General features: G+C 41.8%; 9 protein-coding genes. 4 read left to right on the plus strand and 5 right to left on the minus strand.

From position 1 onward, the window contains the following. Nucleotides 1–29 precede the first annotated feature (29 nt). The 3 genes from VFM80_RS05250 to dprA all read left to right on the plus strand — a co-directional run bounded on the left by VFM80_RS05250 (nt 30) and on the right by dprA (nt 4373). Nucleotides 30–2204: a S9 family peptidase gene (locus tag VFM80_RS05250; protein WP_395070273.1), complete on the plus strand. Its 2175-nt coding sequence runs from the start codon at nt 30–32 to the stop codon at nt 2202–2204. 74 nt (nt 2205–2278) lie between these two features. After that, a complete protein-coding gene (gene obgE / locus VFM80_RS05255; RefSeq protein WP_395070275.1) occupies nt 2279–3274 on the plus strand; it encodes a GTPase ObgE in 996 nt (331 codons plus the stop codon). Beyond that, nucleotides 3252–4373 carry a DNA-processing protein DprA gene (gene dprA, locus VFM80_RS05260; RefSeq protein WP_395070277.1) on the plus strand — a complete coding sequence of 374 codons (1122 nt, stop codon included), beginning with the start codon at nt 3252–3254 and terminating at the stop codon, nt 4371–4373. Before obgE ends, dprA begins: the two co-directional genes overlap by 23 nt. A 187-nt stretch (nt 4374–4560) precedes the next feature. Here the strand turns inward: dprA and VFM80_RS05265 are convergent, their stop codons facing one another. The 5 genes from VFM80_RS05265 to VFM80_RS05285 form a co-directional block, all read right to left on the minus strand. After that, complete coding sequence (locus VFM80_RS05265; RefSeq protein WP_395070279.1) at nt 4561–5706, minus strand: hypothetical protein; 1146 nt, start codon at nt 5704–5706, stop codon at nt 4561–4563. 178 nt (nt 5707–5884) lie between these two features. Next, nucleotides 5885–7621: a phospho-sugar mutase gene (locus VFM80_RS05270; protein ID WP_395070281.1), complete on the minus strand. Its 1737-nt coding sequence runs from the start codon at nt 7619–7621 to the stop codon at nt 5885–5887. 251 nt (nt 7622–7872) lie between these two features. Next, complete coding sequence (locus tag VFM80_RS05275; protein WP_395070283.1) at nt 7873–8814, minus strand: SPFH domain-containing protein; 942 nt, start codon at nt 8812–8814, stop codon at nt 7873–7875. 11 nt (nt 8815–8825) lie between these two features. After that, nucleotides 8826–9764: an SPFH domain-containing protein gene (locus tag VFM80_RS05280; protein WP_395070285.1), complete on the minus strand. Its 939-nt coding sequence runs from the start codon at nt 9762–9764 to the stop codon at nt 8826–8828. A 1-nt stretch (nt 9765) separates the two neighbouring features. After that, nucleotides 9766–10263 (minus strand): NfeD family protein, encoded by a 498-nt coding sequence (locus VFM80_RS05285; RefSeq protein WP_395070287.1) that lies wholly within the window; start codon nt 10261–10263, stop codon nt 9766–9768. A 481-nt stretch (nt 10264–10744) separates the two neighbouring features. Between VFM80_RS05285 and VFM80_RS05290 the strand changes: the two genes are divergently transcribed. Continuing rightward, on the plus strand, nt 10745–11694 hold a 950-nt coding region (locus VFM80_RS05290), incomplete at its 3' end, for an InlB B-repeat-containing protein (protein ID WP_413789709.1).

Here is an 11694-nt window from a genome sequence, read left to right on the forward strand (position 1 = left end):
CTTTTCTTATATAAACCCAATTTTAAACTATGAAAATACTAAAACTGTCCGTTTTAATTTTTGCGGTTTGTTCTGTGGCCGTTATTGCTCAGGATAAGAAGCCTATTGAATTCGAACATCTTTTTGATGGAACATTTTCAGAAGATGGAATCGAAAATATTCGGTGGATGAATAATGGAGAATACTATTCAGCCACCCGCGAAAATAAAATTATTCGATTCAATATTCTTAATGGAACTGAACAAGTATTGTTTGACGGGGCTGATTTTGAAGGAAGTGACGGAAGCAGTCCTTTTAATGTCGAAGGCTATCAATTTTCAGCCGATGAGTCCAGATTGCTAATTAAAACAGATGTTGAACAGATCTGGAGAAGAAGTACCCGCGAAAATTATTATGTATATGATATTGCGGCTAATCGCCTTACCAAACTGACACAATCAGAAGAGAAGCAACAGTACGCTGAGCTTTCACCGGAGGGAGACAGAGCGGCTTTTGTGCAAGATAATAATTTGTTTTGGGTGGATCTAACTACAGGTAAAGAAACTCAGATTACAAATGACGGTGAGTTTAATAAAATTATAAACGGGGCATCTGATTGGGTTTATGAAGAGGAGTTTGGATTTGCTAAGGCATGGTTTTGGTCACCAAATGGTGATAAGATCGCGTTCTATAAGTTTAATGAAGAGCGGGTAAAAGAATTTTTCATGACAGAGTGGGGTGAAATATATCCCGAGGCAGTAAAGTTTAAATACCCAAAAGCTGGGGAGGAAAATTCTATTGTATCCATTCATGTGTATGATCTTGATTCCGGTGAGACGGTAACAATGGATGTGGGAGAAGAGACGGATCAATATATTCCACGTGTTAACTGGACAAGAGACAACAACATACTGGCCATTAGCCGGATGAACCGCTTACAAAATAGACAAGAGTTGTTATTTGCTGATGCCTCAACGGGAACAACAGAAGTGATCATTTCTGAAGAAAGTGATACCTGGATCGATGTTCATGACAATCTGTACTTTTTACAGAACGGAAAACAATTTATAACAACCAGTGAAAAAGACGGATATAACCATATATATCTTTACAGTATGGAGGGAGAAGAACTCCAGCAGGTGACAGAAGGAGAGTGGGATGTAACGAATTTTATAGGCCATGATGAAAGAAATTACCGCTTATATTTTGTAAGTACTGAAGAATCACCCCTTCAAAGACATCTTTACAGTGCCCGTGTGGATGGAGAAAGAAAACGAAAGTTAACTGAAGGAGAGGGCTGGCACACCATCAACATGAGCGGGGATTTTAAATATTTTATTGGCAGCTGGGGAGACTATAATAAACCAACAGAAGTTGCACTTTATGGACAAGAGGGGCGAAAAATCCGAACCCTTGAAGCAAACTCTGACTTGTCTCAAACGCTGGAAGAATACTCTTTTATTGAAAAAGAATTTATGACTCTGGATGTGAACGGATCAGCTTTAAATGCCTATATGATAAAACCGGCTGGTTTTGATTCAACTCAACAGTATCCTGTTTTGATGTATGTATATGGTGGTCCGGGAAGTCAGACAGTGACTCGCAATTTTGAAAGCGGAATTCGTCCGATGTGGCACCAATTTTTGGCAAATCAGGGATATATTATTGTTTCCGTTGACAACAGGGGAACCGGTGGACGAGGAAGTGATTTCAAAAAGCAGGTGTACAAAAAACTTGGACAGCTTGAAACAGCAGACCAAATTGAAGCTGCCAAGATCATTGCAGATCTTCCTTATGTAGATGAAGATCGTATCGGAATTTGGGGATGGAGTTATGGCGGATACATGTCGTCTTTAGTATTAGCAGAAGGTTCGGATGTTATTAGTACTGCCATCGCTATAGCTCCTGTAACAGACTGGCGCTTTTATGATACCATTTATACCGAACGGTTTATGCAAACTCCCCGACAAAACCCTGAAGGATATGACAACGGTTCACCCCTAAAGAAAGCAAGCCAGATCGAAGGAAATTACCTGATAGTACATGGTACCGGAGATGATAATGTACACTATCAAAATACGATCGGGATGATCGATGCCTTAGTGGCAGCTGATGTTGACTTCGAGACGATGATCTATCCAAACAGAAACCATGGCATTTATGGCGGAAATACCCGACGCCATTTATACCGGTTGATGACTAATTTTATCCTTGAGAATCTATAATTAATACTTTTTATCCTAAATGCTAAACTGTGGACTCATTTTGGTATTCAGGATTAATCATTTAAAATTACCAAATGCGCTTTGCCGATTACGCCAAAATTTATGTAACTGCCGGCCGTGGAGGAGATGGATCTCTACATTTTCGCAGAGAGAAGTATGTACCTAAAGGTGGTCCTGATGGGGGAGATGGAGGAAAAGGCGGTGACGTTAAACTGGTTGGCAACGAACAGTTAAATACCATCCTTGACCTAAGATACCGGAAATATATCAAAGCGTCACATGGTGATAATGGGGCAAAAAGCCGGAAGTCAGGAAAAGATGGCGAACCTGAGATCCTTGAAGTACCGCTTGGAACCGTGGTTTTTGATGCAGAAACCAAAGAGAGATTAGGCGAGATCACTGAGCATGAAGAAGAGCTGGTTATTGCTAAAGGCGGCAAGGGTGGGCTTGGAAACTGGCATTTTAAAAGCTCTACTAATCAGACACCGCAATTTGCTCAGGAGGGAAAACACGGAGAAGAACGGGTTGTTGAATTGGAATTAAAGCTTATTGCGGAAGTAGGCTTAGTGGGCTTTCCTAATGCCGGAAAGAGCACATTGCTTTCAACTCTTTCACATGCAAAGCCTAAGATCGCTGATTATCCGTTTACTACCTTGGAGCCAAACCTTGGAGTAGTGAAGTTTTCAGATTACAGAAGTTTTGTAATGGCTGATATTCCCGGCATTATCGAAGAGGCTCATGAGGGTAAAGGTCTTGGGATCCAGTTTTTAAGGCATATCGAACGCAATAATGTTCTGCTGTTCATGGTAAGTGCCATGACGGATATTGAATATGAGTATAAGGCGTTATTGAATGAGCTTAAGTCGTATCGCAAAGACCTGCTGGATAAGCCCAGAGTTTTGGCTATTACGAAGATGGATTTAAAACAAGACTTTAAGTTAGAAGAAGAACTTCACTTTGATGATGAAATTCCCGTTATTCCTATTTCGTCGGCTACCGGTCATGGTATCGATGAGCTTAGAGAGAAACTTTGGGAATTGATTCAACATGTTAAAGAACAAGAAGCTTAGGATACTTGTAGCACTCAGTATAATACCGGGGTTTGGGTGCCGTCGTGTTTTCAACCTTATTAAACAACTTGACGACCCTGAAGAAATATTTGGTCTCAGCAAACGCAAGCTGAGGACGGTTGAAGGAATCGGTGAAGCATCTGCCCTTTCTCTACTTTCGTTTGATGACTGGGAAAAAGTAGATCAGATAATTACAGAAACTGAAAACAATGGGTCAAAGATCCTCACCCTGCTTGATCCTGAATACCCTCCACTTCTCAAACAAATATACGATCCTCCGGTTTTGTTTTGGTTAAAGGGAGATCCCGAAGCACTTTCAAAACCCGGAGTAGCTGTAGTTGGAACCCGAAATACTTCGGCATACGGGAGAAATATGGCAAAGAATTTAACGAAGGACTTGGCTGAACAAGGACTTTGCATTTTCAGTGGGCTGGCTTATGGAATTGATGCTATTGCTCATAAAACTGCCCTTGAACATAATGCGCCAACAGTTGCAGTGTTGGGATCGGGGATAGATAATCTTTATCCAAAGAAAAATGCGGCCCTGGCTAATGAGATCGTAAAGTCAGGTGGCGCGGTAATTACCGAATACCCATTGGGGACTAATCCTGATGCAGGTAATTTCCCGGTTCGTAATCGTATTGTAAGCGGGATGAGTTTGGGTGTTTTGGTGGTTGAATCGGGTATTAAGGGTGGAAGTATGATCACCGCAGATCTGGGGCTTGATCAAAACCGGGAGGTATTTGCGGTTCCTCATCCGTTGGGAAATCCATCTGGAACCGGATGTAATTACCTGATAAAAAGAGGAGCGGCAAAGTTGGTGCAGACGGTGGATGATATATTGGTAGAATTACCAATAGATGCTTCAACAAAAGATAAAAATCCCATTCCTGAGGAATCAAAACCAAACTGGCAAGACAAAGAGCTTGATGATAGTTCGGTTAAGGTATGTGAAGCTTTAGAAGAGAAGGCTTACCAAATAGATGATCTGAGTGATAAAGTTGGTATCAATACCAGCCAGCTGTTAGTAGCCCTGCTACAGTTAGAAATGGAAGGCTTAGTTCAACAAAAAGCTGGAAAGATCTTTGAATTGAAATAAACCAATCTCGCGATCAGTTCAAAATAAGGTAAGGGATGCAGGCTTTATATATCTTACCAATGAGGCGGAAGATCAACGCCAGTTTAATAAATATTAATGCCGGTCCCGGTTGGTTATGGTTATGCCATAAGCCAATAAAGTAGAGGACATTTCTTGGCTGGTTTCCCCGGAACCGGTTTTTTATCTATCAGGATTTATATCTGTAAATAGCAGCTAAACCGGAATTATTAGGTACTTCTGATTGTGGAAGTCCATATAAAGTACTTCCATTCTTTATCGCCGAAATAGCTGCATGGTTGATCAGGTCTACCGCTTCGCCATTCAACTTGTCAGATATTTCGACCTGATTTTTTTCGGTATCAAAAATACCGTACTGATGAAATCCCATAGGTACAAACAAGGTATCTACTTTTCCGAAATATGCCCCTTTGACAATATCACTTACATCGGTTGAAATCAGTTCGCTGCCTTTTAGGTCATTAAAGCGTTCGATGTCGCTGAGTATTTCTTCTCGGAAATATGATTTTACGATCTCCCAGGATTCATTCTCAATTTCTTTAATACTTTTGTTATCGTAATTCCCCGTGATAAAACTATCCAACACATTGAAGTACTTGTTTGCCTTCTTGTAATAGGATACCATTTTGTCTGGTCCTGCCAGCACAAGCGGGCCGTTTACATTCTTCAGGTATTTGGTAACCTTATTTTCAATATGTTTCAGAAACAGCTCAAGTTCTTTGTTGTTCTCGTCCATCTCGCCACCCTGACCATGGAATACAGATCCGCCGCCACTTGCACCTGAATGATGCTGCATCGATGGTTCATGAACATGGTACTTGAGATGCTCTTCCATGCTTGTTGGAACACTTTCAAAGATCACCTGAGTAGTTTCATCCGGTGCAACCTTGAACATTTTCGTCTCATTTTGACTCAGCACCAACACGTGGTAATCGTTGTGGTGATTCTGTAATTCGAGCAGGGGAGTGATCAAAAAATTATCGGAGATGTAATAGTTTTCCTTTGGGCTGACCGGGATCTTGAAAAGGTCGAAATATTCTTCATTGGCGTAGATCGCCAATCCTTTATCTTGGTGCAGCCAAAATTGATTTTCTTCCGTTTTTGTATAAACAGGTTTAAAAAGTTTATCAACCTTGTTTTCTTTCCACCCTTTTTCTACAAGTTCATTTTTAGCCTTTTGAATAATATTCTTAAGCCTTATTGAGTCTTGTTTACCTTCTTCTCCTTTTTTATGAGTGGGGATAAAAATGGTGACATTTACGTCTTGGGTTTCATTAATAAGCTTTTCAATAGTTTCTCTGTTTACTACACTCATGATATCTCCTTCTTTTTGTATATGTGCTTTATGTACTCATACCAACATATATAAGCTGACAGTGTTCCATTTGACACTGTTAATAATTGTCAATCAATTAAGTAGGTTTCTTAATTAAAGTAAAGCAGTTAAATATATTGTGATCGTTATGCCAATGCCTGAATTTCTTAAAATCAGCTCAACTTTTCAGTGCTTCGATCATAACTTGTATTCTTTTGTCGAGTGTAGCAGCCACTTGAATATAGTCTTCCGGACTCATCAGTTTGGCATTCACACTGCAATAGAATTTGATCTTCGGTTCGGTACCGGATGGACGCACCGAAACAATGGCTCCATCCTCAGTTATAAACTGAAGTACATTCGATCCAGGGAGATCAATGTCGGTTATTTCTCCGGTCGCAATATTTTTTTCTTTTGAAGTTTGATAGTCCTTTACAATAACCACTTGTGAGCCGCCCAATTTTTTGGGAGGATTAGCCCTGAAATTCATCATCATTTTCTGAATTTCTTCCGCTCCTGATTTCCCTTTCTTTGTTACTGAGATGAGATCTTCACGAAAAAGGCCGTATTCAACATACATGTCTAGCAAGGCTTCGAAAAGACTGGTTCCCTGATCTTTATAGAAAGCAGCCATTTCTGCAATAATAGCACAGGATATGACTGCATCTTTATCCCTGACATGTTCCCCTATCAGGTATCCGTAACTTTCTTCCCCTCCTGCGATAAACTGTTTTTTACCCTCCAGCTTAGTCATTAACTCGCCGATGTATTTAAATCCGGTAAGCGTATTGTAACACTCAACTTCTTTGGCATTTGCTATGCGGTCGATGATATAAGAAGTCACGACGGTTTTTACGATATACTCATTTCCTGTGATCTTCCCGGCTTGTTCCAAGGCAGTAAGCATATAATTGATCAGCAGTGAACCGGTTTGATTTCCATTCAGCAATACAAACTCACCATCCATGTTCTTGACAGCAATGCCTACTCGATCGCCATCCGGGTCAGTGGCCATAACCAGGTCTGCATCCACTTCTTTGGCTTTTTCAAGTGACATATCCAGCGCTTCTTTTTCTTCGGGATTTGGATACACCACCGTTGGGAAATTACCATCGGGCTTCATCTGTTCCTCAACAGTGATAACATTTTCGAAGCCAAATCTCTCCAACACATCCGGAACCAGTTTCAGTGTGGTTCCGTGAATAGGAGAAAACACGATCTTGAGATCTTTTTGTCGTTTAATGGCATCAGGAGAAACGGATAATTTCACCAGTTCATCTAAATATTTTTCATCAATCTCTGCCCCGATGGTCTCAATAAGATCATCGTTCCTATCAAACTTTACCTCATCAACAGAAGCGACCTTTTGCACCTCTTCCATCACCATTTTGTCGTGTGGAGCCACCAGCTGTCCGCCATCGGCACCGTAGGCTTTGTAGCCATTATATTCTTTAGGATTATGAGAGGCCGTCAACATCACACCACTTTGGCAACCCAGTTCACGAATGGCATAAGAAAGCTCCGGAGTGGGGCGAAGGGCATCAAAATAATACACGTGAATTCCATTGGCAGAGAACACATCAGCAACTACCTTTGAAAGCACATCAGAATTATTTCGACAATCGTGCGCAATCACCACTTTAATATCCTGGCCGGAATATTGCTTTTTCAGGAAATTTGAGAGTCCCTGAGTTGCCACACCAAATGTATATTTATTTACCCGGTTTGAGCCGACTCCCATTATCCCGCGAAGTCCGCCGGTACCAAACTCCAGATCTTTGTAGAACGCATCGGTGAGTTCATCGAATTTTTCATCTTCCAGTTTTTGAAGGATCTCAGCTTTAGTCTCTTCGTCGTAGCTGCCGTTAAGCCATTGGTCGATCTTATTTTGTACAGCCGAATCTAATGCGTTCATGATCTGAAATACCTTTGTTGATGAATACTTTAGTGAAGGAGAGGAATATAAATAATAAAAGAAGGTGTTTCATAAAAACCTTAGGGAATAGGGTTTTGTATGACATGTCAACTAATTCGATCTGACCGATAACCGGTCAGATCGATGAATTAAGTTTCAAAAGTTAGACTTGCTTAAAGATCACTAGCTACTTATGCAATCTTTTGCCCGTTAATGAATTTTGATACCTTAACATATGAGACCGATGATAACTATTTTTTGTTTTTTACCTCGTCCAGATCTTTCAGTGAAAGCCCCTCCATCAATGCATCGTAATTTGAGATGTCTTTCGGTAAGATCACGCTGTTCTCATCGCGACCAAGGCCGGATAATACTTCCAGGTACTTTTCAGACAGCTGAAGCTTCATGGCTTCGGTTCCTTTAGGCTGAGAAAGGGCAGCGGCCACCTCTTCAATAGATTTTGCAGTAGCCTCGGCTATAGATAAGATCTCCTGGGCATATCCTTCAGCTTCGTTAATACGACGCTGCATTTCGGCTTCAGAGATATTGATGATCTCAGCTCTGACACCCTCTGCATCATTGATCTTAGACCCTTTTACCCCTTCAGATGTAGCAATGATAGCACGGCGATCACGTTCTGCGGTCATTTGTCGCTCCATGGCTTTTTGTACAGTACGCGGAGTCAAGATATTCTTGATCTCGTACCGGTGTACTTTAATGCCCCAGATCTGCTCCACTTCACTCAGCACTTTCACTACTTCCCGGCTCATAGATGCTCGTTCTTCAAAAGTCTCATCTAGCTCCATATTTCCGAGGACGGAACGGGTTGTGGTTTGGGCAAGCTGAACGGCAGCATACCTGTAGTTAGTAACCCCATAACTTGCATTTACGGGATCAACTACGCTTAGGTAGATCACCCCGTCAACCTCAACTTTCACGTTGTCTTTTGTGAAACATTCCTGAGGTTCAACTTCTATGGTTTCTTCACGAAGATCCTGTTTATAAACCACTTTATCGATGAAGGGAATGAGTGCGTGAAATCCTGGTCCCAGTGTTTTGTGATAATTGCCAAGCCGTTCTACAATGAAAGCAAATTGATTGGGAACCAGCCGCAGTGAGCGAACAAACTGGTACATCACATAGATGGAAAATAATCCTAATAAGACCTTACTGATTGTTTCAAAAATTTCCATGATTACTCTCCTTAATTAGTTGTATTTGTTTTTGAAGGGGCACCTTTGGTGTGATCGCTGATGGTGCCAACCCCTTCAAAGAATGTTTTCAGGTTGGCTGTTTCGGTAGGCAACACTGATACATTTGATTTCTTGATGATATTTCCGAATTGCTTGATGTATTGTTCAACCAGTTTGGTTTTAACGGCAATATCCCCGCCGGGACGTTCAATGGCTTCTGCCACGCGTCTGATTCCGGTTGCCGTTGCCGTTGCTATGAGTTCAATTTCTTTGGCGCGGCCTTTCGCTTCGTTAATACGCTTTTGCCGGTTGGCTTCTGAGATCAAAACCTGACTTTGCTGTTCCCCTTCCGATTCATAAATACGAGCCTGCCGGTGACCTTCAGAATTAGTGATCTCAGCCCTTTTTGCCCGTTCGGCTTCCATCTGCCTTTCCATGGTGTCAACGATCTCACTGGAGGGACGGATATTCTTTAGCTCATATCGCATCACCTTAATGCCCCAGGGATCGGCGGCTTTATCAATTTCACGGACGATATTTTCATTCATTTTCTCGCGTTCAGAAAAAGTATCATCCAGCGTCATTTTCCCGATCTCGCTTCGCATGGTGGTTTGGGCCAGGTTCACTGCCGCTGCCTGATAATTCGAAATGCCGTAACTGGCTTTGTGTGAATTCATCACCTTTAGATAGACAAGTCCGTCAACGGAAACTTCAATATTATCTTTGGTGATACAGGTTTGGCTGGGAACGTCGAGCACTTGTTCACGCATTTCCTGACTATAGGCCGGACGATCCACAAAAGGAATGAGAAAATGGAATCCCGGTTTCAGGGTCTTTTTGTACTTACCAAGCCGCTCCTGTATAACTTCTTCGCGAAACTCAACGATCTGAAATAACCTGGTGAGTACGAAGTACGATAAAACGATAATGACTAAAAGTGTGGTCCACATATCAGTTCTTGTTTGAGTCTTTAAGTTGATTATTTGGGGAGTCGATAATATCTATGGGCTCAACGATCCAGGTGGTGTTATCCCGATACTTGATGCGCACCTGAACGCCGGCGGGAATCTCACCTTCTAAGGAGCGGGCCTGCCATGAAATTCCCTGAAAACGAATCCGGCCCTCATTGTCGAGTTCATTAATTGGCTCGATCGCTTCTGCGACCTGATCCATTGCTTCATAATCCTCATCGGCAAGTTTATACGAGCTTTCTCCTTTAAAGTATTTATTGATGAACGGACGTATGGCAATGGTCAAGGTAGTAGACATGAGCAACCAAACAAAAGTTGCGGTAAATGGATCTTCAAGGAAACCAAAGTAGCGAAGGGCGCCAACGCCCAGGCCACTCACCCCCAAAAGGAAGGCTACCCCACCGGGAAGTACGGCTTCAAGCAGCATCAGTAGAATACCGCCAATTAAAAAGATCCAGGTTAAAATTTCACTATCCATATGTGCAAACCCATGATTTTGTTTCCGTATAGATAGGGATTTGAGGGCAAAAAATCTCCTTCTATTTGAATTTATTTTTTTGATTCTTAGCAGGGAAAAGTGAAGTCTTTACTGTATAGCTTTTGAAACGAGCTTTTTTTACAAACAATGATCTGCAATAATATTTCTCAATTTTTGAATGGTTTGAGCATGGTAAACGAAAACGCGACCCGAGTGAGTCATAAGTTCCAGGGAATCAGGGCGGATGGTACTTTTTTTCGCATACATGAAATTACCGGGTGTTATTTTTCAACCATCTCTTTATTTGTAAAACCCCTCCTATAACGGCTACAACTCACTATTAAAGTAATTCATCCTATATACTCTCATATACAAGTTGTTTGGCATGAATATTGTAACTCGGATAATAAACATTCAATTGTCTCTGATTTAATTAAATGAGAAAAAATCTGGACATATAAATTATAGAGAGAACATCACCATGAAAATTTTTTGGACTTTAATAGTATTGATTTTTTTTGCCGCAATAAGCTGCGACACTAATAATGCACCGTCTGTTTACACGCTAAATGTGACCGTTACCCCTGAAGAAGGTGGAACAGTAAGCCCAACCAGCGGCATCTTCGATAAAGGTTCCAGGATTGAAATTGTATCAGAAGCCTTTGAAGGGTGGAGGCTGGGGGAATGGCAGGGAGATGCATCCGGGGATAGTGAGATCTTCATTATCGAATCTATGAACGAAGACAAAGATATAAATGCGAATTTTGTACCCTTAGAATCTTCTTTATGGGCAATGGGCTACAACCACAATGGGCAGCTCGGTGACGGAGTCCGAGTGGATCAACTTAATCCGGACTGGAGTGATTATGATGTAGTAAAGGCGGAGGCCGGTTCATGGCACAGTTTGTATATAAAAAAGAATAGCGAGCTTTGGGGAATGGGTTACAACTTTCACGGACAGCTTGGTGACGGTACCACCGAAGATCAACGTTATCCGGTTTGGATAAGCAACGATGTGGCCGACGTATCTGCAGGAGAAATTTTCAGCGCTTATGTTACCAATAGCGGAGCGCTTTATACAATGGGAGCTAACGAGGAAGGACAGCTTGGGACTGGAACGACAACATCGCATATCACTCCGGTTCAAATCGATGATAACGTAAAAAGCGTTGAAATTGGGGAGTGGCACGGCCTGTATATTAAAAATGACGGAACACTGTGGGGGATGGGAAGAAATACTGATAATCAATTGAGCAGCGATACCGTTAGTTTTTATTCCACACCATTTCAAATTGACACCGATATAGAACTAGCAGCAGCTGGCAAGCGGCACACCTTGTATGTTAAGACAGACGGAACGCTTTGGGGCTTTGGTGGTAATGCCTCCGGTCAGTTGGGTGACGGAACTACCCAGAGACGCAGTCAACCGAT

The sequence above is a fragment of the Gracilimonas sp. genome (genome assembly GCF_035704785.1).
In the GTDB taxonomy this organism is placed as follows: Bacteria; Bacteroidota; Rhodothermia; order Balneolales; family Balneolaceae; genus Gracilimonas.

What these genes read in the sequence shown, in the direction of transcription:
- VFM80_RS05250 (WP_395070273.1), top strand. Translation starts at nt 30, where the DNA reads ATGAAAATACTAAAACTGTCCGTTTTAATTTTTGCGGTTTGTTCTGTG.
- obgE (WP_395070275.1), top strand. Translation starts at nt 2,279, where the DNA reads ATGCGCTTTGCCGATTACGCCAAAATTTATGTAACTGCCGGCCGTGGA.
- dprA (WP_395070277.1), top strand. Translation starts at nt 3,252, where the DNA reads ATGTTAAAGAACAAGAAGCTTAGGATACTTGTAGCACTCAGTATAATA.
- VFM80_RS05265 (WP_395070279.1), bottom strand. Translation starts at nt 5,706, where the DNA reads ATGAGTGTAGTAAACAGAGAAACTATTGAAAAGCTTATTAATGAAACC.
- VFM80_RS05270 (WP_395070281.1), bottom strand. Translation starts at nt 7,621, where the DNA reads ATGAACGCATTAGATTCGGCTGTACAAAATAAGATCGACCAATGGCTT.
- VFM80_RS05275 (WP_395070283.1), bottom strand. Translation starts at nt 8,814, where the DNA reads ATGGAAATTTTTGAAACAATCAGTAAGGTCTTATTAGGATTATTTTCC.
- VFM80_RS05280 (WP_395070285.1), bottom strand. Translation starts at nt 9,764, where the DNA reads ATGTGGACCACACTTTTAGTCATTATCGTTTTATCGTACTTCGTACTC.
- VFM80_RS05285 (WP_395070287.1), bottom strand. Translation starts at nt 10,263, where the DNA reads ATGGATAGTGAAATTTTAACCTGGATCTTTTTAATTGGCGGTATTCTA.